The organism is Butyrivibrio sp. (assembly GCF_017635265.1).
GTDB lineage: Bacteria > Bacillota > Clostridia > Lachnospirales > Lachnospiraceae > Butyrivibrio.
Window position 1 is genome coordinate 102,822 of the sequence record NZ_JAGBLU010000004.1, and the last position, 25,365, is coordinate 128,186.

18 protein-coding genes and 2 pseudogenes are annotated in these 25,365 nt (G+C 38.5%); all 20 read left to right on the top strand.

Annotation, left to right across the window (positions count from 1 at the left end):
- The first annotated feature begins 157 nt into the window (after positions 1 to 157).
- Positions 158 to 3,946, top strand: coding sequence for an EAL domain-containing protein (locus J6O61_RS00995; RefSeq protein WP_292208511.1), 3,789 nt, complete (start codon positions 158 to 160; stop codon positions 3,944 to 3,946).
- 3 nt (positions 3,947 to 3,949) lie between these two features.
- A complete protein-coding gene (locus J6O61_RS01000; RefSeq protein ID WP_292208514.1) occupies positions 3,950 to 4,714 on the top strand; it encodes a response regulator in 765 nt (254 codons plus the stop codon).
- Positions 4,711 to 6,669, top strand: coding sequence for an EAL domain-containing protein (locus J6O61_RS01005; protein ID WP_292208517.1), 1,959 nt, complete (start codon positions 4,711 to 4,713; stop codon positions 6,667 to 6,669). The genes J6O61_RS01000 and J6O61_RS01005 overlap by 4 nt, the downstream gene beginning before the upstream one ends.
- 36 nt (positions 6,670 to 6,705) lie before the next feature.
- Positions 6,706 to 7,029, top strand: coding sequence for an anti-sigma factor family protein (locus tag J6O61_RS01010; RefSeq protein ID WP_292208519.1), 324 nt, complete (start codon positions 6,706 to 6,708; stop codon positions 7,027 to 7,029).
- A 48-nt stretch (positions 7,030 to 7,077) separates the two neighbouring features.
- A complete protein-coding gene (gene polA, locus J6O61_RS01015) occupies positions 7,078 to 9,252 on the top strand; it encodes a DNA polymerase I (protein WP_292208522.1) in 2,175 nt (724 codons plus the stop codon).
- Positions 9,253 to 9,346: 94 nt separating this feature from the next.
- Positions 9,347 to 9,967: a dephospho-CoA kinase gene (gene coaE / locus J6O61_RS01020; RefSeq protein WP_292208524.1), complete on the top strand. Its 621-nt coding sequence runs from the start codon at positions 9,347 to 9,349 to the stop codon at positions 9,965 to 9,967.
- A 40-nt stretch (positions 9,968 to 10,007) separates the two neighbouring features.
- Complete coding sequence (locus J6O61_RS01025) at positions 10,008 to 12,173, top strand: cell division protein FtsA (RefSeq protein ID WP_292208526.1); 2,166 nt, start codon at positions 10,008 to 10,010, stop codon at positions 12,171 to 12,173.
- 114 nt (positions 12,174 to 12,287) lie between these two features.
- A pseudogene (locus J6O61_RS01030) lies at positions 12,288 to 13,084 on the top strand (MBL fold metallo-hydrolase).
- A 67-nt stretch (positions 13,085 to 13,151) separates the two neighbouring features.
- Positions 13,152 to 13,424, top strand: a complete 273-nt coding sequence (locus tag J6O61_RS01035; RefSeq protein WP_292208529.1) for an ACT domain-containing protein — start codon at positions 13,152 to 13,154, stop codon at positions 13,422 to 13,424.
- Positions 13,425 to 13,505: 81 nt separating this feature from the next.
- A complete protein-coding gene (locus J6O61_RS01040; protein ID WP_292208532.1) occupies positions 13,506 to 14,870 on the top strand; it encodes a PFL family protein in 1,365 nt (454 codons plus the stop codon).
- A 75-nt stretch (positions 14,871 to 14,945) separates the two neighbouring features.
- A complete protein-coding gene (locus J6O61_RS01045) occupies positions 14,946 to 15,833 on the top strand; it encodes a YicC/YloC family endoribonuclease (protein ID WP_292208535.1) in 888 nt (295 codons plus the stop codon).
- Positions 15,826 to 16,089, top strand: a complete 264-nt coding sequence (locus tag J6O61_RS01050) for a DUF370 domain-containing protein (protein ID WP_292208538.1) — start codon at positions 15,826 to 15,828, stop codon at positions 16,087 to 16,089. The genes J6O61_RS01045 and J6O61_RS01050 overlap by 8 nt, the downstream gene beginning before the upstream one ends.
- Positions 16,079 to 16,699 (top strand): guanylate kinase, encoded by a 621-nt coding sequence (gene gmk / locus J6O61_RS01055; RefSeq protein WP_292208540.1) that lies wholly within the window; start codon positions 16,079 to 16,081, stop codon positions 16,697 to 16,699. The genes J6O61_RS01050 and gmk overlap by 11 nt, the downstream gene beginning before the upstream one ends.
- A gap of 81 nt (positions 16,700 to 16,780) precedes the next feature.
- Positions 16,781 to 17,074: a DNA-directed RNA polymerase subunit omega gene (rpoZ, locus tag J6O61_RS01060; protein WP_292208542.1), complete on the top strand. Its 294-nt coding sequence runs from the start codon at positions 16,781 to 16,783 to the stop codon at positions 17,072 to 17,074.
- A gap of 12 nt (positions 17,075 to 17,086) precedes the next feature.
- A complete protein-coding gene (gene rimO, locus J6O61_RS01065) occupies positions 17,087 to 18,460 on the top strand; it encodes a 30S ribosomal protein S12 methylthiotransferase RimO (protein ID WP_292208544.1) in 1,374 nt (457 codons plus the stop codon).
- A complete protein-coding gene (gene pgsA, locus J6O61_RS01070) occupies positions 18,444 to 18,986 on the top strand; it encodes a CDP-diacylglycerol--glycerol-3-phosphate 3-phosphatidyltransferase (protein ID WP_292208546.1) in 543 nt (180 codons plus the stop codon). Before rimO ends, pgsA begins: the two co-directional genes overlap by 17 nt.
- Before the next feature lie 204 nt (positions 18,987 to 19,190).
- Positions 19,191 to 20,519: pseudogene (locus J6O61_RS01075) on the top strand (DEAD/DEAH box helicase); the annotation flags it as partial.
- 669 nt (positions 20,520 to 21,188) lie between these two features.
- Positions 21,189 to 22,340: an ion transporter gene (locus tag J6O61_RS19535; protein ID WP_292208550.1), complete on the top strand. Its 1,152-nt coding sequence runs from the start codon at positions 21,189 to 21,191 to the stop codon at positions 22,338 to 22,340.
- A 64-nt stretch (positions 22,341 to 22,404) separates the two neighbouring features.
- Positions 22,405 to 23,244 carry an HAD-IIA family hydrolase gene (locus tag J6O61_RS01085; protein WP_292208552.1) on the top strand — a complete coding sequence of 280 codons (840 nt, stop codon included), beginning with the start codon at positions 22,405 to 22,407 and terminating at the stop codon, positions 23,242 to 23,244.
- A gap of 184 nt (positions 23,245 to 23,428) precedes the next feature.
- A complete protein-coding gene (locus tag J6O61_RS01090; protein WP_292208554.1) occupies positions 23,429 to 25,363 on the top strand; it encodes an alpha-L-arabinofuranosidase C-terminal domain-containing protein in 1,935 nt (644 codons plus the stop codon).
- The last annotated feature ends 2 nt before the right edge of the window (positions 25,364 to 25,365 follow it).

Here is a 25,365-nt window from a genome sequence, read left to right on the forward strand (position 1 = left end):
TTGCAACTGGTCTTAGTGCTGGATTATACAAATAATAATACAGGCAGTAAATAATAAAAGCGCCTTTTCGTTATGTTTATTCTTTTTTTATTATAGGTATTTCTTGGCATATGCTACAATGATAAAAAGTGTGCGCTAAAACGCACCGGGAGAGCCTATGCTGAGCTTTGATAATATTGGTAGCATTACGTATAATCTTGCTGCACTGATCATAAGCATTACATGCATAATGTACACAATGATGACAAGGACAAGGATAAAGTTTAGTAACAGACTATTCATGTCCTTGATTGTTATTGTGATAATTGACTCTCTTGTAGGAATTTCGGGAGAGTTGATATTAGCATCTTCAATGTCTCAGGGATTTAAATTTTTTTGTTTTCATCTTAGTCAATATCTGTATTTTACTACCCATTTTGCCATAGCTCCCGTTCTTGCTCTCTATATTATCAACTCCTGCGGAGTGTCATTCAGGTTTTCAAAAAGGGCAAGATGTCTGATAAGTCTTCCTTTCATATTTCTTGAAATAATGGTTTTTATAAATCCATTTACACGTATTGTTTACAGCGTGGATGAAAATCTTGACTTTCACAGAGGAGCGGGCATTTACATAGCCTATCTTGTCAGCGCATTTTATGTGCTGTTTTCCATAGTTGCCTTATTTTTATATTGGAATGTCTTTAACAGAATGAAAAAATTTGCGATAGCATACTTTTTTATTCTTGTTATTATCGGCACTTTGGTGCAAATGATCTTCTTTGATGTCAGATGCGAGCTTATGTGTGAGGCCATTGGTCTTCTGGGGCTTATGATAATGTTTGAAAATGATGAGGATCGCATCGACATATCAACCTGGGCATACAACAGAAATGCATTCTTACATGATGCAGGAATATATTTTAGGTACGACAGACTTTTTTATACTATCTGTATAAGGATAAAAAACGGTGATGTCTATAGGAAGATTGCCGGATATGAAGAGTATGAAAAGGTTCTTTTTGAAGTGGTCAGATTTTTAAACTCAATAGATCCCAAATATGAAGTTTACAGGATGAGTAATGACTGTTTCTTTTTGGTGTGTCCCGGAGTGTCTGAAGAAAAGGCAGGTAAAGTTTCCAGAACTGTTTTTGACAGATTCCAAAGAGACTGGAATATGAAGGGCAGTAGCTTTCTTTTAAACGCAATCATAATAAGAGCCAATTCCCCGGAGCAGTTTGGCAACATCGGTTATCTTTTACTGTTGTCGGATTCAGCGATTGAAAAAGACACAGGACGAATATATTCCAAGGAAGACCTGAATTTTATATTACGAAGGGCCAATGTTGAGAATGCGGTAAAAAGAGGAATTGAAGACAACAGCTTTAATGTGTGCTATCTTCCTGTATATTCACGTGACGGACTCATTATCTGTGGAGCAGAGGCAGTCCTTGAATTTGCTGATGATGAGCTGGGAGTCATTGATAAATCTGAGTTTATGCCAATCGCAGAGGAAACGGGACTTATCGAGAAGCTTGGATGGTTCACTATAGAAGAGGCATTTTTATTTTTGGGCGGTGGTATCACTGAAGAAATGGGACTTGAGTTTATTATTATAAGTCTTTCTTCACTACAGGTTATAAGGACTGATTTTGTCGATAATATAAGAACCCTGATAAATAAATACAATGTTAACCCCAAAAGAGTTATTTTTAACATTGAAGAAAGAGCCGCTACTGCCGATGAAAACATATTGGTTCATATTGTCAGCGAGCTTGTGGCTGATGGAATAAGATTTGGAATTGATAATTACGGAAGTGGTTTCTTTTCTTCTCAGATAGCGTCTTCCACCATATTTGAAGGCGTAACTATGAATGCCGCTCTTTTACATTCTGCATTTCAGAATGAACAAAACAGGATTATTCTTGAAAACAGAATAAAAATGACGGGACAGATGGGAAAGGGAATACTTTTAAGCCATGTGGATGACCCGACTCTTTATGAGTTTGCCAAGGATATGAAGGTTGACTATTATCAGGGCATATATTTTTCACCGCTTTCTTCCAGAAATGAGTTTATAGCTATATTAAAAGCAACGGAACTTGCCAAAATGGAAGAACAAAGAGCAAGGGCAGCCAACGAGGCAAAGAGTAACTTCCTTGCCAATATGTCCCATGAGATACGAACACCTATAAATGCTGTTCTTGGAATGAACGAAGTAATTCTTCGTGAATGTCAGGATGAAAAAATACTTGAATATGCAAGGAATATAGAAGGGGCAGGAAGAACTCTTTTGTCCCTTATAAATGACATCCTTGATTTTTCCAAGATTGAAGCCGGAAGCATGGAGATAAATGAAGCAGATTACGATTTATCTTCAGTTTTAAATGATGTCTTTAACATGGTTAATCTAAAAGCCCAGCAAAAGTCACTGGAGCTTAAGTTTAATGTGGATGAGACCATACCTGACACTCTGTACGGAGATGAGACAAGAATTCGCCAGATAATGGTCAATGTCCTTAACAATGCCATTAAGTATACCAGGGAAGGCAGCGTTGAATTTAACATAAAGGGAATAGAAAATGACGATGGGATAACGCTGATAATTGTGGTGAAGGATACCGGAATCGGCATAAAAAAAGAGGATATTGCCAGTTTATTTGATAAATTCAAACGGCTTGATATGGAAAAGAACAAAACAGTTGAAGGAAGCGGACTTGGTCTTGCTATCACTCATTCTCTTTTGGAGCTTATGGATGGCACCATTGAAGTTGAAAGCGAATATGGGAAAGGCACAACCTTTATTATTACCGTTCCTCAAGGGGTTAGAAGTTCATCAGGGATAGGAGATTTTAAGGCAAGGATTGCAACTGCTGCCAGGAAAGAATATACCTATCGCGAAAAGTTTACAGCCCCGGATGCATGCATACTTGTGGTTGATGATACACCTATGAATCACGTTGTTATCAGGGAGCTTTTAAAGAAAACAAAGATAGGAATAGACTCGGCAGGGAGCGGAGCAGAGTGTATTAAAATGCAGCATGAAAAAAAATACGACATAATTTTCCTGGACTATAGAATGCCTGAAATGGATGGAATTGAGACTTTAAAGGCAATAAAAGCGGACGAGGGCAGTGCCAATAAAGATACACCTGTGATAATTCTTACAGCAAATGCTATTTCAGGAGCGAGGGAGAGCTTTTTAAAAGCCGGATTTGAGGATTACCTGTCAAAGCCTATTGAGAGTGAAAAGCTTGAAGATACCATAATAAGATTTTTGCCTGAGGAAAAAGTTGTTTTAAATGAGGATGCGGCCGATAAAAATGATGATAATGCAGATGAATTATTAAAAGGTGAGTATGGCTTTTTAGATAACTTTGAAAAGATAAATAAAGATGAAGGATTAAAGAACTGTGGGAATGCTGAAAGCTATCTTAATATCTTAAAGGTCTATTATGATTCTGCCGCTTTTACAAGAGAGAATATCACCACAAGCTTTGGCTCCGGAAATATTAAGGATTATACAAGCTATGTTCATTCTCTCAAGAGCACATCAAGAACCATCGGAGCAACTTCGCTTTCAGAGCTTGCAAAGAAACTTGAAGATGCCGGAAACAATCAGGATATTAAAACAATAGATGAACTTACACCTAAGCTTTTGGAAATGCACATGGAGGTGGAAGAAGAACTTTCAAAAGTTTTCAATGAAGGTTCAAAAGAAAGTGATCAGGCAGGAGAAAAACCTCCGATTTCAGAGAGCCAGCTTATTGATGCATATAGAACCATTTTGGAGGTTAGCCAGGCACTGGACTATGATACGTTAATGTTTATTCTTGATTCAGTTAGCGAGTATAGTGTTACAGGCATAGATAATGATATAATTAAGAAAATAGCTCAGTTATCCTATAAACTTGATTGGGATGGCATAAAAACTGTAGTAACCGAAAGATTAAATAAGCAAGGGGAATAATATATGTTTGAGAAAAAAATTCTGCTTGTCAGAAACGCTGAAACTTTCATGGTAAATGCAATAAAAAACAGCCTTTTAAAGGCTCATTTTCGGGTGGCTGATGCTAATTACACGATTAGTCAGATCAGTGACAATGTTCATGATGCAGATCTTATTATTCTATATACCGATCCTGATATTGAAGATCATTATGATGCATTTATTTATCTGAAGGACCTTTGCGTTGAGGATAATAAGGTGGTTCTTATTATTGGTGAGGATCAGACTTTTAAATTTTGTCACAGATATATCCCAAAAGAAGACATAGCTTTTGAAGTATACAGACCTCTTGATATGTCAGAGCTTATGTCAAAAGTAATGACTGCAACTGATGATGAGTTTGAGCAGCAGAGGCGAAAATGTATTCTGGTAATTGACGACGATTTGACATTTTTGCAGATGATGAGAGAACTGTTAAAAGACACGTACAGAGTTGGAATGGCCAATTCGGGAACTCAGGCTGTCGCCTGGCTTGCCACCAACCATGCGGATCTTATACTGCTTGACTATGATATGCCGGTACTTGACGGCCCTAAAGTAATGGAAATGCTAAAAAGTGAGAGCTTTTCAAGCTCTACACCTGTAATGTTTCTTACGGGAAAAAATGACCGCGAATCTGTTACGAGTGTTATCTCACTAAAGCCTGTGGATTATCTATTAAAATCCATTACCAAAGAAAAGCTACTGAAAACCCTTGAGGATTTCTTTAATTCCGGAAAGAATAAATGATGGAAACAAGTCAGGCTTTGGCTACAACTTTCAGGGTGGCAGCTACTCTGATAACTATTACGTGCATTTTTTACACCACAATACTTCGCAATAAAAAAAGTATCAGAAGGAGGTTATATCTGATACTTTTATATATCACGCTCACAGACTCTGTTGCCGGGCTGTTGACAACTTTTGTCTATAATCTTTCGATTGCCTACAGGCTAAAATTTGTAATTTGTTACAGTCTGAAATTCTTGTATTATATGACTCATTTCGGCATTGTTGTAGTGTTTTTTTACTACATGTTGTTAGTATGTGAAATTGTCCATTTTTACGACAAGAAAAGAAAAAGACTGATACGTATTCCGCTTATCGTACTTGAAATTCTTCTTTTTTCCAATCCGTTTACCCATATTATGTTTTCTCTGAATGAAGATCTGACCTTTACAAGGGGATATGGAATAGTTCTTGCTTATATTATCAGCTTTGCATATTTTATCAGCTGTGTTGTAATGCTTTTTAGGTACTGGAAAACAGTTAATCACTTAAAAAAGATAGCTATGGCCTATTTTTTGCTTCTTACTTTTTCCGGTATAGTCATTCAGATGCTTTTTCCTGAAATAGTGTGTGAGCTTTTGTGTGAAGCCATTGGACTTATGGGAATCATGGTTATGATCGAGAAGGAAGATGACAGGATTGATGCCTCTACCAGAGCATACAACAGAACAGCTCTGTTTCAGGATCTGAGTAACATGATCGGGATGAAGAGACCGTTTCGCATCATATGTCTTAGAATTGATGATGCGGAAAGCTATAGGAGAATTACAGGTGTAGACGATTTTGACGGAATCCTGTCTGAAATAGTATCTGCGATTTTCAGGATAAATGAGTATCTGAATGTGTACAGGAGTTCAGATGCTGTGTTCTTTATTCTGATTCCGGAGGCCGGTGAAGAATATGCCAGTGAGGTGGCAGGCAGAATAAAGGACAGATTTTCTGAAGGATTTATTACTGATAAGGGAAAGACAATGATCAATGCCACTATTTTGCTTTCAAGCTTTCCTGATGAGTTTAAGTATGCTGATGATATAGTTCTTTTGTCGGAAGCACCTATTGACGGCAGTGAAAAGAAGGACATTATAAAAGGTGATGATCTGAGCTTTCTTCTTAGAAACATTGAAGTAGAAAAGGCTATCTCACAGGGAATATCGGAAAATAAGTTTCATGTTTATTATCAGCCGATTTATGGGAAAATGTGCGGATGTATAAAGGCTGCTCAGGCCCTTTTAAAACTTCAGGATGATGAGCTTGGAGAAGTTAATTTTAGAGAATTTATGCCAATAGCAGAAAGGGCAGGCTTTGCAGAAGAACTTGAGATCAGAATGATCGAATCAGTCATGAAATTCATAGGCAATGATGTAAATAAGGGATATATGCACATTGATTTTGTCCTTATTCATGTTATGGCTGCCAAGGTGCTCAATAAAAAGCTTGTGGCAAGTGTAAATGAGCTTTTGAAAAAATATAGTGTGGATCCAAAGCTTATAGCTTTTGATATAAGTGACACTATGGCAGAAATGTCAGAGGAAAATCTGAAATATGTGGTTAATGAATTCTATGACCTTGGGATAAAGCTTTATCTGGGTAATTATGATGATAAATCCTCTGGTATAACGCTTGAAATGATGGAAAAATTTGACGGGGTTATATTAAGTGCCTGGAGATTTCTTGACCCTGAAATGATAAGACAGGGCGATATTATATTGAAAGCCAGAATTGATATGTTATCTCAGCTTGGCAAAAAAATTCTTATCGCAGGTGTGGACACTAAAGAATACTTCAATAAGATACTTGAAATAAAAGGGGATTACATGTCCGGAAAGTACATGTCTGAAATTCTCACCAAAAATGAGCTGCAGGTCAAATTCTGGGAGTATGATCGGGTTGTGCTTTTAGATGAATCAGATTTTTAAGTGGAATTAAGTGGCAAATTATTGTATTTTATTAATATGACATGCAAAGATGCTGAAAAACTAATTCCATTATTTTTGGATGATGATCTGGATAATAAGGAACTGGCAGAATTTATCGATCACATTGACAACTGTCCTGAATGCAAGGAGGAACTCACTATACAGTTTTTGGTCAAGACCGGTATGCAGAGACTTGAGGATGGCAATACCTTTAATCTCAAACAGGAACTTCTTATCCTTATTAAAAATGCCAAGAAAAGGCTTAAGTTCAGGAGAAATCTGTTTCTTTTCAGTATTCTTTTGGAGCTTGCGGTGGCAGTTCTGGCAGTTACAGCCGTAATACTGGCTTTTGCATTATAAATCATATTTTTGCACGATCTAAAATATTAAGTTTGGGGAATCTAAGGTTTGAGTAAACTATCTTTAAATACCAATGAATTTGTTAAAACAGCTTTTTATGCCATGCCGGCGTTTACTGATGCGGAAGGCTTTTTTTTAAATGGAGTTTATGGCGCGGTATATAAGCTTTTAAATCTGCTAAAAAGCGGAGAGTATAGCGAAATTGAGCTTATAAGAAGCGAAGATGAATCATGTGCAGCAGAGAATGTTAATCCTTATGTTCATGATCAGGTCGTTTATTTTGAGAAGCTTTTATCAGCATCCGGTGAAAAAAAAGTATCTGTAAATGAAGAACTTATGAAATGTCTTGAATTGGAACTTGGAAAGCTTTCACCATCAGGTTCTGCTATAAAGGCATCTTCTTTTGAGTGCAGTATCAAGGTGACTTCAGATCTTAATGAGGTTGAGGCTATATTCAATACAAAGGCTGACTTTGCATCCTTTTATTTTCTTATGGACAACATATCAAGCGACGGAACCAGGAAAAAGGATGTGGTGGGGCTTTCTGTTTGTTTTGATGGCAAAGAAGTCTTTTATATTCCTGTCGAGAATTTTATAACAGCGGACTATCTTGGAAAAAAACTGAGTGCATTAAGCGGTACATGTACCCTTGCAACCTTTGATATTAAGAGTAGTTTTTACTATTTTGAGCCCGTACAGATAAGTGAAAGAACATACGGATATATTTCTGAAGAAAATAGCGAAGAAGAGAAAAGGGCTGCGGGTAAGATGTTTTATGACACTCTTATAGGAGCTTACCTTGTAAATCCGCTTAAAAATGACTATCAGATTGAGGATATTGCCAAAGAGTATCTGGATCTTCGCCTTGAGAAAAAAGGTGACATTTTTGGAAAAGACTCTCTTAAAAATTCTGATGAAAAGAAGCTCTCTGAATATGCGGGAAGAGTAGCTGAAGTTATTTACAGAGTATTTCCGCTTATAAATAAAAAACTTCAAAAGCTTGGAATGGATAAGCTTTATACAGATATTGAGATGCCTCTTTCTTATATTCTTTTTGCCATGGAAAAAGAGGGAATAACAGCAAAGAGAGAAGAGCTTAAAGCATATGGAGATAAACTGCTTATTCGCATAGAGGAACTTGAGAAGAATATCTACGAGGCAGCAGGTTGCGAATTTAATATCAATTCTCCTAAACAGCTTGGAGAGATTTTATTTGAAAAACTGGGACTGACTGCTGAAAAAAAGACTAAGTCCGGTTATTCAACCGCAGCGGAGGTTCTTGAAAAGCTTGCTCCTGAGCATAAAATCGTAGCTGATATATTGGAATACAGAGGACTTGCCAAGTTAAAATCCACCTACGCCGATGGACTTGCTGCATACATAGAGGCGGATGACAGGATACATACAAGCTTTAATCAGACAATAACAGCCACAGGAAGAATCAGCTCAACTGAGCCGAATCTTCAGAATATTCCTATGAGAACAGAGCTTGGAAGGCTCATTCGAAAGGTTTTTGTTCCTAAAGAAGGATGCGTTTTTGCTGATGCGGATTATTCTCAGGTGGAGCTTCGTATTCTGGCGCATATGTCAGGTGATAAAGGGCTTATTAAGGCATTTAATGACGGCGAAGATATTCATACTACTACAGCTTCCAAGGTATTCCATGTTCCTTTTGAGGAAGTCACTCCTCTTCAGAGAAGAAGCGCCAAGGCAGTTAACTTTGGAATAGTCTATGGAATAAGTGCCTTTGGCTTATCACAGGATCTTTCGATTTCTGCCGGAGAAGCCAAGGACTACATGGATAAGTACTTCGAGACATATCCGGGAGTTAAGGATTATCAGGAAAAAGTAATCGCAAGTGCCAAGGCCAAGGGGTATTCCGAAACCATGTATGGCAGGAGACGTCCTATTCCCGAGCTAAAAAACGGTAATTTTAATTTGAGGCAATTTGGAGAGAGAGTTGCAATGAATGCACCTATTCAGGGAAGTGCAGCTGATATTATGAAAATTGCCATGATAAATGTCTTTTTCAAGTTAAAAGAAAAAGGCCTTAAGTCAAAGCTGATATTACAGATTCATGATGAACTTGTAATTGAGACTTATAAAGATGAGATTACTCAGGTTACAGATCTTTTAACACAGGAAATGGAAAAAGCAGCTTCTTTACAGGTAAGTCTCAAAGCTGATTGCCATACGGGCAGTGACTGGTATGAAGCCAAGTAATACGAAAAAATCCTGCAAAAAGTCTGAACAGGGAGCGGCAGCAGTGAAGTTCCTTGGAAAAGTAAAATAATAAATAAAGGACAATTTTAATGAAATGGCACTTCAAAAGGGAAGGACAAATATTATAGGTATAACAGGGGGCGTTGGTGCGGGCAAAAGTACATTGCTGTCATATATTAAAGAAAATTACAACTGTCTTGTTATTTTATCTGATGATGTTGCCAATGAAATAAAGAAAAAAGGATACCCGGCTTACGAATCACTTGTTGAGGCATTGGGCTGCGGTATTTTAGCCCCTGATGGAGAAATTGACAAAGCTTTGATGGCCAAGACTATATTCAATGATAAAAATAAGCTAAAAACCGTAAATAATATTTTGCATCCTGCAGTAAATCAATATATTATTAATATAGTAGATGATGAGCGAAAAAACGGCGCTTATGATTTTGTATTCGTAGAAGCGGCCCTTCTTATTGAGAATGGATACGACAAAATTGTAGATGAGATGTGGTATGTTTATGCTGATGAACAGACGCGTCGGATAAGGCTTAAGGCTTCCAGAGGCTATTCTGATGAGAAGGTTACTGACATTTTAAAAAGCCAGCTGAGTGATGAAGCATTTAGGAAGCACTGTGATTTTGTGATTGATAATAGTGGTGAGAATAAAAAAGCTTTTTCTGAAATAGATAACAGATTACAGCTTTGGAAGATATAGTTTTTGATCGAAAAATTGTGCGAGGGGGCTTAGAGGCATAATGGCTAGTTTAGAGCAAAAAGATCAGAAAGTTGTATTTGGACTTGATATTGGAACCAGAAGTGTTGTTGGTACTGTTGGGTACATGAATGACGGTAAATTCAATGTAATTGCCCAGGCGGTTGAAAAGCACCAGACAAGGGCAATGCTGGATGGTCAGATCCACGATATCGGTAAAGTGGGCATGACCATTAAGATGGTAAAAGAATCCCTTGAGCAGCAGACTGACATTCATCTTACGGATGTGTGTATAGCTGCCGCAGGTCGTGTGCTTAAGACTGTAAGAACCACCTATGACTACGAATATACTGATTCCCATGATATCACGGATGAGGATATCTATAATCTTGATTCCGGAGCTGTTGAAAAGGCTTACACAGAATTTTTAAGTAAGAATACGTCAGACCTCAAGTTCTATCTTGTTGGGTATTCTGTAATGCATTACTACCTTGATGGTTATCAGATTGCCAATCTTGAAGGACATAATGCAGGTAAAGTCAGCGTAGAACTTATCGCTACATTTCTTCCCGATGACTGTGTTGATGGACTTTATAAGGCATGTGAGAGGGCAGGTCTTAGTGTTGCCAATCTCACATTGGAGCCTATTGCAGCTATGATGGTTGCAATACCGGAGAGATTTAGAATGTTGAATCTGGCTCTTATTGATGTGGGAGCGGGAACATCCGATATATGCGTAACTGATGATGGCTCTATCATTGCGTATGGAATGCTTCCCCTTGCAGGTGATGATATTACAGAAATCATTGCACAGCACTGTCTTGTGGACTTTAATCAGGCAGATGAGATAAAGATTGCGGCAAGTCGCTCTGAAAAAGTTGATTATATTGATATCATGGGGCTTAGAAAGACAATTACAGCCAAAGACATTGCAAGGATTATAAAGCCCAAGGTTGATGAAATGGCTAAAAAAGCTGTAGATGAAATCAAGAGATTAAATGGCGATAAGCCTGTAAGCGCAGTCTTTGTTGTAGGTGGCGGCGGTTGTGTCCCCGGTTATGTAAAAGCTATAGCAAAAGAAATGGATATCGCTGAAGAGAGAGTTGCCCTTCGTGGTGAAGAGGTCATGAAGGAAATCGTATTCCTTAACAATAACGGAATTGAGAGAGATTCTCTTTTGGTTACTCCTCTTGGTATCTGTATCAGTTATTACGAAGAGGCCAATAACTTTATTTTTGTTTCATTTAACGGAACTCAGACCAAGATTTACGACAATGGCAAATTGCAGATTGTTGATGCCGCCATGCAGGCTTCATTCCCTAATGAAGATCTTTTCCCAAAAAGAGGAGAAGAACTGAAATTCATTGTAAATGGCAAAGAAAGATCATCAAGGGGAGAACCGGGTGAAGCTGCTGTTATCACGCTTAACGGTAAGCCAGCTGATATCCATACCAAGATCCATGCCAACGATATTATTGATGTTACGCCTTCTACGGCCGGAGCTCCAGGCAAAGCTGTAATAGAAGGTATCCCTGAGTTTAAGACTAAATTTAATGTAAATGTAGATGGTAAAAATATCGAGGCTTCCAGATATGCTACTGTAAACGGACAGCTTCAGACTCCGCTTTATTCCATACAGCCGGGTGATGATGTTAAAGTTCTTGATTACAATACTGCTGCCCAGATTGCAGAGCTTTTGGATATTGAACTGACTGAAGATACTGTGATCATGGTTAACAATGAGCGCGGCGACAGAGATACGCCTGTTTACGAAAACTTCAAGGTGGAGTTTAAGTCTCAGGATGACATGATAATGGATTACTATAAAGATTTTCCTGACGCTGATGAGGAGGCTGTCAAACAGGAAAATGAAAGTTCTTTTGAGGGCGAAGATGAAGCGGCAAAGATTGTAGAAGATGAGAGCGGTCAGCTTTCGTTTAATACAGATTCTGATAAAGATGTTTATGAAAAAGAAGATGCAGAACCTGTGAAGAACATACTTGCTCATGATCTTCATGTTATTGTCAATAATGAAGCGGTAACGCTTCATGGTAAAGCGGATTATGTATTTGTTGATATTTTTGATGCCATTGATTTTGACCTTTCAAAACCTCAGGGCAGATCGGTGGTTACAATTCTAAACGGTGGTACTCCTGATTATCTGCAGACTATTAAGGAGGGCGACAAGATAGAAGTTTACTGGAAATAGTTTTTGATAGAATAAGAAAAACTTTCTTGCTCTCTTGCAGGAAAGTTTTTTTGTGGTAATTTTGGATAAAATAGGCTAATATATTGAAAGATTATGTTTTGAAACGGGGATTTTATGAGATTTACAAGTATTGCAAGCGGCAGTAGCGGAAACTGTACATATATTGGTTCTGATAATACTCACATTTTAATAGACGCAGGAGTCAGCAAGAAGAGAATTGAAGAGGGATTAAAAACTCTCGATCTGACACTTTCGGATATAAATGCTATTTTTGTAACGCATGAGCATACTGACCATATTGCAGCACTTCACACAATTTTAAAAAAATTGATATTCCAATTTATGCTACGGATGGTACAATACAAGGAATCAGGGTGAGCGACAAAAAGGCCGAGATGGTTAATTCGAGATTCATTCCGGTAAAAGTCGATGAAGAAGTTAAAGTTGGGGATATGATGATCAATCCCATGACAATTTCCCACGATGCCAATGAACCCTGCGGTTATACAATCCATATCAAAGATAAGAAAATAGGGGTTGCAACCGACCTTGGCTGCTATGATGATTATACAGTTAACAGGTTATCAGGATGTGATGCGCTTTTGCTTGAGGCCAATCACGATATCAGAATGCTTCAGACAGGCCCTTACCCATATCAGCTAAAGGCCAGAATCTTGGGAGATAAGGGACATTTGTGCAACGAAAAAAGCGGAGAGCTGCTTAGCAGGCTTATAAATAATAAACTTCAGGGAGTGTTTCTCGGACATCTTTCAAAAGAAAACAATCTTCCGGAGCTTGCTTATGAAGCGGTTCGCGTAGAGCTACAGATGAATGAAAGTTTAAAATTTAATAACGGTTTTCCTATTATGGTTGCTGATAGAAGTGCTATTTCAACAGTTCTTGAGTTTTGATGCTTTGTATTTAACAGGTGCCATGGCTTTTTTTGCTTGCAGCATCTTGTACAATAAGGAGGAGATCATGAAAAAAACAATTATTACAGTAGTTGGTAAGGACACAGTAGGAATCATAGCGAAGGTGTGTACTTATCTTGCAGAGTCAGGTATCAACATTCTCGACATTTCCCAAACAATAGTCAGCGGATTTTTTAACATGATGATGATAGTTGATATGTCAGCAACAGGTAAGGAATTTAATCAGGTGGCAGATGACCTTGAAAGCCTTGGAAAAGAAATAGGCGTAGTTATCAAATGTCAAAAGGAAGAAATATTTGATTCAATGCACAGAATCTGAGCATTTGCTGAGGCTGTTTTGATGCCTTTACAGGCAATTCATGCCGGATATACGACTTCTTAATGATGAAAGGGTAACATAATGATAAATGTAAATGAGGTCATTGAGACCAATGAAATGATAGAAAAAGAAAATCTTGATGTAAGGACGATTACGCTGGGTATCAGTCTTCTTGACTGCATTACATCAGATTTGGACAAACTCTGCGACAATATCTATAACAAAATCTATGAGACCGCCAAGGATCTGGTTAAAACCGGCGATCAGATTTCTCGTGAATACGGAATCCCTATTGTAAACAAAAGAATATCTATTACACCGATTGCTCTTGTTGGCGGAGCAGCCTGCAAGAACCCCGGAGACTTTGTAAGAATCGCCGGGACACTTGATAAAGTGGCAAAGGAAGTGGGCGTTAATTTTATCGGTGGTTATTCTGCTCTTGTCAGCAAAGGAATGACAGAAGCTGACAGACTTTTGATTGAATCTATTCCGGAAGCTTTGGCTTCAACAGACGTTGTATGCTCATCAATAAATGTTGGCTCGACAAAGACAGGTATCAATATGGATGCAGTCCGCCTTATGGGAACTATAGTTAAAAAGACAGCAGAAGCAACAAAGGAAAAGGATTCTCTTGGTTGTGCAAAGCTTGTAATTTTCTGTAATGCTCCTGATGATAACCCGTTTATGGCGGGAGCATTTCACGGCGTTACTGAAGCTGACAAAATAATAAATGTCGGAGTTTCAGGGCCCGGAGTTGTTAAGACTGCCCTTGAAAAGGTTAGAGGAGAGAACTTTGAGGTTCTTTGTGAGACTATCAAAAAGACTGCATTTAAGGTTACAAGAGTGGGTCAGCTTGTTGCGCAGGAAGCTTCAAAAAGACTTGGAGTTCCTTTCGGTATAATAGACCTTTCTCTTGCACCAACACCGGCTATTGGCGATAGTGTTGCCGACATCCTCCATGAAATCGGTGTTGAACACGCCGGTGCACCGGGAACAACTGCAGCACTTGCTCTTTTAAATGATCAGGTTAAAAAAGGTGGAGTAATGGCATCGTCTTATGTAGGCGGCCTTTCCGGCGCATTCATTCCCGTAAGTGAAGATCAGGGAATGATCAATGCCGTAGAAGCAGGCGCCCTTACTCTTGAAAAGCTTGAGGCCATGACATGCGTTTGCTCGGTAGGACTTGATATGATTGCTGTTCCCGGAGATACCAAGGATACAACAATTGCAGGAATCATTGCAGATGAAATGGCAATCGGAATGATCAATCAGAAAACTACAGCTGTGCGACTTATTCCTGTAATTGGAAAAGGTGTGGGAGAAACTGTGGAATTTGGAGGTCTTTTGGGATATGCACCGATAATGCCTGTTAACCGGTTCTCTTGCGACAATTTTGTTAATCGAGGCGGTAGAATACCTGCTCCTGTGCACAGTTTTAAGAACTAATTGACATTGACCGTTATTTTGGGATATATTATAATAACTTTTGTATAATTATGCCCAAATAAGGGGGATATAATAATGGTCTGCAGCATGACAGGTTTTGGCAGAAGTGAGATTACAGAAGGAAATCGTAAGTACATTGTAGAACTTAAATCAGTTAATAATCGCTATCTTGATATCAACATCAAGATGCCAAAAAAATTTAATGCATTTGAGGCTGCAATCCGCAGCGAACTTAAGAACTATATGAAGCGCGGCAAGGTAGACGTATTCATTAGTTATGAAGATTTTTCGGAATCAGAGACCAAGGTAAAATACAATAAGTCTATTGCACAGGAGTATTATTCATACCTGAATGAAATGGCAAGTGATTTTGGTCTTGATAATGATGTGAGGATATCTGTTCTTTCAAGATTCCCCGAAGTTTTTACAATGGAAGAGGAAGATCTTAACGAAGAGGAAGTCCTGAGCGGTCTTATGAAGGCTCTTGCCGGTGCCGGCAAGCAGTTTATGGAGTCCAGGGCCCGTGAAGGTGAGTTCTTATGTAAAGATCTTACTGAGAAACTTGATGGTATGATGGAGAATGTAGAGTACATTGCGGAGCGTTCGCCTGAAATCATCAAAGAGTATAAGGACAAGCTTCGTGAGAAAATTCAGGATCTTCTTGAGGATAAGCAGGTTGATGAGAACAGACTTGCCATGGAAGTTACTATCTATGCGGACAAGATTTGCGTAGATGAAGAGATCACAAGACTCCGTAGTCATATCGGAGCTACAAAGGATACTCTTTTAAAGGGCGATGATAAGGATGGAATAGGCCGTAAATTGGATTTCCTTGCTCAGGAAATGAACAGAGAGGCCAACACTATCCTTTCAAAGTCTACTGATCTGAAGATTTCAGACAGAGGAATTGCTCTTAAAACTGATATTGAAAAAGTAAGGGAGCAGATACAAAACATTGAATAAACTCATTCACATTGGATTTGGCAATATTGTTAATGCAGACAAAATAATAAGCATTGTAAGTCCTGATGCTGCGCCGGTTAAACGCATGGTTCAAAAGGCCAGGGAAGAAGGGCAAAGCGTTGATGCTACCCAGGGGCGCAAGACCAAAGCAGTACTTGTTATGGAAAATGGTATGGTTGTATTATCAGCTCTTTTGCCGGAAACCATATGTAACAGAGCTATATCGGAGAGTGAGAATAGTCAGGATGAAGCGTAAAGGTATTATTATTGTTGTTTCAGGGTTCTCAGGAGCAGGAAAGGGAACCATCATGAAAGAGCTGACAAAAAGATATGATCAGTATGCTCTTTCTATCTCGGCTACAACCAGAAACCCAAGAGAGGGTGAGGAAAATGGCAGAGAGTATTTCTTTATTACTACTGAAGAATTTGAGAAGCTTATTGAAGAGGACGGACTTATAGAGCATGCCAGATATGTAAATAATTACTATGGCACGCCCAGAAAATATGTTGAGGATAAGCTCTCCCAAGGAATTGATGTTATTTTGGAAATTGAGATTCAGGGTGCTCTTCAGATAAAAGAGCAATATAAAGACGCAGTACTGCTTTTTGTAATGCCACCGTCTGCACAGGTACTTGAAAAGAGACTTCGCGGCAGAGGAACAGAAACCGATGATGTTATTGCAAAGCGCCTTTCAAGAGCCAAAGAGGAAGCAGTTGGAATCGAGAAATATGACTATATAGTAGTCAATGACGATCTTGATGAGTGTGTGGAGAAAGTTCATGAGATAATAAGCTCAGCTCACAACACTCCTGACAGAAATGCTGATTTTATAAACGAAATGAGAGATCAGCTTAATAAGTTTTAATCAGTTAATATCAGAGCTATAATAATAACTCTGTTTGAAAACAAATATTATGTGTTGCGTACCACGCAGGAAAGGAACATTATGATACATCCTTCATATGTAGATTTAATGAATGTAGTAAACAAGGGAGTTGAGGAAGGTGAGGAGCCTGTTATCAGCTCAAGATATTCAATTGTTATGGCAACATCAAAGAGAGCAAGACAGATTATTGCCGGTGATGAGCCAATGGTTAAGGTAAAGGATAAACAGAAACCTCTTTCTATTGCTGTTGAGGAGATGAATCAGGATACTCTGAGAATCCTTACAGATGAGGAAAAAGCTCAGCTTGAGAGTGCAGATGAAGAAACAGAAGTTACAGAAAGTACAGAAGAGTAATTTATAAGAATTATGAAAATATTATTTGTGTCACTTGGTTGTGACAAAAACAGAGTAGATACCGAGGTTATGCTTGGTATGCTCGAAAGTCATGGTTATGATTTTACAGATGACACCGATGAAGCCGAAGCAGCAGTTGTTAACACCTGCTGCTTTATTGGTGATGCGAAAGAGGAAAGTATCAATACTATCCTTGAAATGGCGGAATACAGGAAAAGCGGAAAGTATAAAGCTTTGATCGTTACCGGATGCCTTGGGCAGAGGTACCGGGAGGAAATTCAGAAAGAAATTCCTGAAGTAGATGAGATCCTTGGTATTTCATCGATTGATAAGATTGTTCAGGCTCTTGATGAAACCCTAAAGAGAAATGAACTTTTCTCTCACAAGAACTATTTTGATGATGTCAACAAGCTTCAGAGAGGCGGTCATAAGAGAGTGCTGACCACCGGAGGTGTTTACAATTATCTCAAGATTGCTGAAGGGTGTGATAAACACTGTACCTACTGTATTATTCCATCCATAAGAGGCTCTTACAGAAGTATTCCAATGGAGGATATTCTTAAGGATGCCAGAAGTCTGGCAGAGGCAGGCGTCTCTGAGGTTTTGGTAGTTGCGCAGGAGACTACACTTTACGGAACCGATATTTATGGAGAAAAGAAACTTCCGGAGCTTTTACATAGGCTTTGTGAGATAGATGGTATTAAATGGATAAGAGTTCTTTACTGTTATCCGGAGGAAATCAACGAGGAACTTATCCAGACTATTAAAAATGAGCCCAAGATATGTCATTATCTTGATCTTCCGATTCAGTCAGGTTCTGATTCCATTCTCAAAAGGATGGGAAGAAAGACGAACAATGCTGAGATAAGAGCGCTTGTAAAGCATCTTAGGGATGAAATTCCTGACATTTGTCTTAGGACAACTCTTATCAGCGGATTCCCTGGAGAAACTGCAAAAGACCACAATGAGACTATGAAACTTGTTGAGGATCTTAGGTTTGACAGACTTGGGGTATTTACATATTCCCAGGAAGAGGATACACCTGCAGCTACTATGCCGGATCAGGTATCAGAGAGAGTTAAGACAACCCGTAGAAATAAGCTTATGAAGCTTCAGCAGAAGATAGCCTTTGAAGGTGCTGATTCTATGGTTGGAAAGACTGTTGATGTTATCATAGAAGGAAAGATTGTTGACGAAGAGTCCAGCAGCCTTGATGGATTTACATATGTTGGGAGGACATATAAGGATGCACCGGATATTGACGGATACGTATTTGTTTCCGGTGTTCAAAAAGATCTTATGTCCGGAGCAATTTTGAAGGTTCTTATAACAGGTTCTAATGAATATGATTTGATTGGGGAGGAAGCATATGAATTTACCGAATAAGTTGACAGTTTTGAGAGTTATTTTAATTCCTTTTTTTGTTTTCTTTTTATTGTTTGATCCTTCTAATGATGTTTTTAAGTGGGTTGCACTTGCAATATTTGTAATCGCATCGCTTACAGATATGCTTGATGGAAAGATTGCACGTAAATACAATCTGATCACAGATTTTGGTAAATTTATGGATCCGCTTGCCGATAAGCTTCTTGTGTGCAGCGCTATGATTGGACTTATAGAACTGGGACGGATTCCATCATGGATAGTTATCATTATTATTGCAAGAGAATTTGTTATCAGCGGTTTCAGACTTATTGCAGCAGATAACGGAAGAGTTATTGCAGCCAGCTATTGGGGCAAATTTAAGACAACATTCCAGATGATAATGGTAATTCTTATGATAGCAAACATTAATCATCCGGTAATAAGTATTTTGACAACAGTTATTATGTGGGTGGCATTGGCCCTTACGATCATTTCGCTCGTTGATTATCTTGTAAAAAACAAAGACGTTATGAGCGGAGAGATGTGAATGCATATAGGGATTCAAAGTCATATGATCATGTGCTTGCACGAATGATCATATGAACTTGAAGACCGAACAAACATGAGGAAGTAGCATGATAATGCCGATTCCGAATGTTTTGTAGGATTGCGGGAGCGAAGCGGAGCAATCCGTATGCATTCAAATGTAGTTTATTTAAGTTATTTTTTTATGTTCAGAAATAGGAGTTTTATGAGTAAAGATTTAGAAAAAAATGTTAAGAGCGCAGAGGAGGAAAAGGTAAGATACGAGGAATCAGGGCTTGATGAGAAGATATTGAGAGCTGTATCGGAGATGGGATTTGAATATATGTCTCCAATTCAGAAAGCTGCAATTCCTGTAATGATTGAGGGAAAAGATATAATTGGACAGGCGCAGACCGGCACGGGTAAAACTGCTGCGTTTGGTATTCCGCTTTTGCACAGGGTTGATCCTGACAATAAACACTTACAGGCTGTAGTTTTATGTCCTACAAGAGAGCTTGCTATGCAGGCAGCTGATGATATTAGAGATTTTGCTAAATACATGTTCGGTGTTAAGGTTCTTGCTGTATATGGAGGACAGGATATATCCAGACAGATCAGGGCTTTGTCTGCTGGTGTTCAGATTGTAGTCGGAACACCGGGGCGTGTTATGGATCACATGCGCAGACATACAATGAAAATGAAGGATGTTAAGGTCCTTGTTCTTGATGAAGCAGATGAAATGCTTGACATGGGATTCAGAGATGATATAGAGACTATTCTTCAGGGAATGCCTGAAGAAAGGCAGACAGCTCTTTTCTCTGCTACTATGCCCGATGCAATACTTCAGATTACCAAAAAGTATCAGAAAGAAGATGCTGAGTATATAAAGATGACTCCTAAGGAAATAACAGTTGCAGCTATTGAGCAGAGCTACTACAGAGTTCCGCAGAAGTCCAAAGAAGAAGTTTTGGTTCGACTTATGGATTATTACAATCCATCAAGATCACTTATATTCTGCAATACAAAGAGAATGGTGGATCAGCTTGCAGAAAGCCTTAAGGGGAAAGGATATCAGGCAGACGGACTTCACGGTGATCTTTCTCAAAATCAGAGAGATACTGTTATGAATCTTTTTAGAAATGGCAGAATTAATATTCTTATTGCCACTGACGTTGCTGCAAGAGGTATCGATGTAAGCGGTGTAGAAGCAGTATTTAACTTTGATATTCCGGAAGATATTGAGTATTATGTTCACAGAATAGGTCGTACTGGAAGAGCCGGTAAGAGTGGAAGATCCTTTACTCTTGTGGGCGGCAGAGAAATGTACAAGCTCAGGGAAATTGAGAAAGTCTGTCATACCAAAATAGAAGAAAGAAAAGTTCCTTCAGCAAAAGAAATTACAAGAGTCAAGTCTCAGAAAGTCTTTGCGGAAGTAATAGATATAATCGAGAACGGCGATATTTCATCAGCTCTTGAATTTGTAAATCAGAAGGTTGAGGAAGGCGAATATACAGCTGAGCAGCTTGCAGCCGGATTTATGAAGCTCAAGATGGGAGCTGATATTGAAGACCTTGTTTTTGATTTTGGGCATAAACACGGTGACAGAGATAGAGACAGAAGAAAAGGAAAATTCGGCCGTGGAGAAAGGGAGACTCGTGGAATCGGAAGCGGCCGTGATGGGCGCGGTATACGATCTTCCAAAGAAGATAGAAGAGGAAGAAAATCCGATTCTAAGAGTGATAGAAGGTTTGACAAGAAAAGAGATTCATCAAAGGATGACTTTCTTTTTGAAAAGCCAAAGAGAAGAAAGAAAGCAAAAAGCGAGGTAAATAATAAAACAGCTATAGATGAGTCACTTGTGGAGAGTATTAAGAGAGACAGAAAAAAATCATCAGATAAAAGCTCTTTGAATAGCAGTCCTTCAAGACCTGAAAGAAAGCGTGAATCAAGAAAAGCTGCAAGCTTTGAAAATGTAGGGCGTATTAACATCAAGGACGAAGAATCTACAAAGGCATGGTATGTAGGGGAAGATAATAATACCATGAATGCATCTAAAGCTGAAAGAAAGCTTTTTAAATCTGAAAATAAGAAGAGAAGTATTGACTACTTACAGGATGTTAGTGATTTTGTCATGGAAAGCTTTGGTAAACGCAAGAAGTAAAGGGGTATGGGGAATATGACTTCTAAGGTGAGAATTAACCGTGTTAGAGCAAAGATTTTTAATATGGTAAGCACTGGAGTAATAGATGAACCCATTAATAAGTTCTATGATTTTTTGAGCATATTTGCACTTGCTCTTAATCTTTTTGCAGCTTTTGCAATCACATTTGATTACATGGAGGAGCACTATAAGGGGCTCCTCCTTGCTATTGAAGCAGTTACAACATTTTTCTTTTTGGTAGATTATGTACTTCGCCTGATTACGGCAAATGAGCTTTATCCAAAGTTATCTGAATCAAAGTCAGTTTTAAAGTACATGTTTTCTTTTGCCGGGCTAGTTGATTTACTATCTTTTTTACCTTTTTATCTCCCGGTTTTCTTTCCGGCCGGAGGCACAGTATTCAGACTCTTTAGAGTTGCACGAATACTTAGGCTTTTCAGAATTAATTCCTATTATGATCAATTAAATGTTATCACTGAGATCATAGTGTCAAAGAGCCAACAGCTTCTGGCGTCTGTATTTATAATTCTGATTCTCATGATGGCGTCAAGTCTTTGTATGTATAGCGTTGAGCATGAAGCACAGCCTGATGTTTTTCAGAATGCTTTTTCCGGTATCTGGTGGTCTGCATCAACGCTTCTTACAGTTGGTTACGGCGATATTTATCCTGTTACAATTACAGGTAAAATTCTGGGAATTATAATAAGTTTTTTAGGTGTTGGCATGGTTGCTATTCCTACAGGTATTATTTCTGCCGGCTTTGTAGAACAGTATCAGAGGCTTAAAACGGTAGGAGAACTTGCAGAGGAAGAGAACATTCATTTTATAAGAGTGAGACTTTCTGAGAATGACAGATGGTCGGGAAAGAGGATAACTGATATAGGTATTCCAAAGGATGCTATGATTGTAGCCGTCCAGCGTGGCAAAGAAACACTTATACCAAGAGGTCAGACAGTATTAAATAAGGGCGATATAATAGTTATGTGCGCTGAGAAAACTAAAGACATTCAGCCTATAGAACTTAAGGAAATAACTATAAATGAGGGCCACTCATGGAATGGAGTAGCCATAAAAGATATAGATATTTCAAGACAGAGCTATATTTTTATGATTCGCAGACGGGGTAAAGCAATTATTCCTAAAGGAAGCCTGGTAATAAAGGCAGGGGATGTGATCCTTTTGTATGAAAAACACGTTCGCAATGAGAATGTGTAATTAATCAATACATAAATACACATATACACTTAAATTCTGAATATTGAAAATATGAAAGAGTACTATGAAAGAGATTGATATTTTAAGAGATACAGACCTGTTTGTCCTTGACATGGATGGAACGTTTTATTTAGGAAACAATATTTTGGACGGTGCCCTTGAGTTTCTTGAGGCAGTAAAAAGAACCGGTAAAAGATATATGTTTTTCACCAATAATTCTTCTACAAATTCGGACAGGTATATAGAAAAACTTGCCGGAATGAATTGCTTTATAGATAAAAATCAGATTATGACATCGGGGGATGTTATGATTAGATTTCTAAAGAGCAATTATGCAGGTAAGAGCGTATATCTTTTGGGAACAAAGCCGCTGGAAGATAGTTTTATTGAGGCGGGAGTAAATCTTTTTAACCGGGATAACGAGGATGCTCTTGCTCCGGATAATCTCAGAGAAAGACCTGATATTGTAGTGGTCGGATTTGATAAGGAGCTTGATTTTAAAAAACTGTCAAACGCTTGTACATATATTAGGGAAGGTTCTCTTTTTCTGGCTACGCACCTGGATATTAACTGTCCTATGCCGGGCGGTTTTATTCCTGACTGTGGAGCAATATGTAAAGCTATTGAACTTTCTACTGGTAAGAGCCCTAAATTTGTCGGAAAACCATTTAGAGAAACCGTAGATATGATAGTTGATGCAACGAAGGTTTCAAGAGAGAAAATAGCATTTGTCGGTGACAGAATATATACCGATGTGGCTTGCGGTGTTAATAATGGTGCAAGGGGAATTTTGGTTCTTACAGGGGAATGTAAGTTATCTGATGCAGAGAAATCAGATATCAAGCCGGATGCTATTTTTGATTCTATCTATGAGATGGGAACAATATTGAATGCAAATAATTGATTATCGAATATTTTAAGTATTAAAGTATGACTTCTTGAACTAAATTTCAGAAATCCGCATAAACTGCGGATTTCGTGGGATATGAGTCAAGAGTCAACCAAGCCTCATCAACGAAGTTGATTTAAATTGGCTTGGTTGATGCATTCTTAATAAATAAACATGATTATTTGAGAGGAATATTTTTATGGGAAAAACAATAAACAAGGGGATGTTTGGACTTTTTTTCGAGGACATAAACTATGGTCTTGATGGAGGTCTTCATGCAGAAATGCTTGAAAATCGCAGCTTTGAGTTTTTAGAGGCTCATGGTTATAAATGCAATTATTATCAAAAGGGAGCTTACCTTTATGGATGGAATGCGTATCCCTTTGCAGGTAAATCAGAAATACAGGTATCCGAAAATGAGTCTCTTAATGATGTAAATCCTCATTATCTTGTATTAAATAACAATGAGGAAAATGCCGGTTTTTCAAATAAGGCTTATGATGGTATATTTCTCTCTGCCGGAAAATCTGCCAATGTCAGTTTTTATGCGAAGGTAAAAGAAGAAAAAACAGTGACTGTAAACATCTTTTCGCAGGGAGGTAAGAAGCTTTGCCATTCAGAGGAGATATTACTTTCAGGAAATAACTGGAAAAAATATGAAACAAAGATATCAGCTCCAAGAGATATTGAAAGAGGTTTGTTTGTTGTTCTTATGAAGGAGAAAGGAAGAGCTTGTTTTGATCAGTTCAGAATGTATCCTGAAGACGCTGTGCTTGGACTTTTCAGAAAAGATCTGTGTGAGCTTTTAAAAGATCTTAAACCTGGATTTATGAGATTTCCCGGTGGATGCGTGGTGGAAGGCAATGAGCTTTCTAACAGATATCAGTGGAAGCTTACAGTCGGACCATCTGAGGAACGTAAGGCAAATTGGAACAGATGGGCTGTTCATGGTAATGACGATAATAAGGGTAATAATAAGGATCTGGGCGACTTCCCATATTATAACCAGACACTTGGAATTGGTTTTTATGAGTATTTTCTTTTATGTGAGTACTTGGGATGTGAGCCACTTCCTGTAATGAATGTTGGACTTGCATGCCAGTATCAGTCTGATCAGCTTATTGACAGCTCTGCTCCTGAGTTCAATGAGTATGTTCAGGATGCGCTTGATCTTATTGAGTTTGCCAATGGCGATACTTCTACCAAGTGGGGATCGCTTCGCGCTAAGATGGGGCATCCCGAAAGCTTTGGACTTAAGTTTATAGGAATAGGCAATGAGCAGTGGGAGACCAGGAAAATTGATTTCTTCCACAGATATGACGTATTTGAGAAGGCTATTCATGATAAATATCCTGATATAAAGTGTTGTGGAAGTGCCGGACCTGACGTGACATCAGACCATTACAGGGAGGCTTGGGATAATTTCTCTCCAAAAATGAAGGCCAAGTCTGACTACAGTTATGCCGTTGATGAGCATTACTACGTATCTGATGAGTGGCTCTATGACAATGTCCACATGTATGATTATTATGACAGACACAGAAAAGTGTTTGCCGGCGAGTATGCATGCCACATAAATCCCGACAGGGCTCCTGAAAAGAGAAACAGCTTTGGCGCAGCTCTTGCTGAAGCAGCATTCATGACAGGACTTGAGAAAAATGCAGATGTGGTTCTTATGGCTTCCTATGCACCACTTTTTGCCCGCCTTAATTACACTCAGTGGCAGCCTGATCTTATTTGGTTTAATGGAAAATCCTCTTATGGAACACCAAGCTATTATGTTCAAAAAATTTATTCTAATTTCACAGGAACTGAGCTCATAGACGTGGACTACGATGACCTTGAAAAAGACAGAGTATATGTGACTGCCACAAAAGATGATGAGCATGTATATGTAAAGATAATCAACGCCGGAGCAAAAGATGTTGATATTGATCTTTCAAAGATATTGGTTGATGGAAAGCCTTTAGTTAATGGAATAATTCCAGAATTGCAACTATATACCATGAAAGGCAATGCTGATAACTGCAACAGCATCGAGCAGCCACAGAAAGTTGCACTGGTTTCAAATAAAGTTTCTATAGACAGTATTTATGAGTCTGTGTCCAATTCTATTGCAGTTATTGTATTATGAAG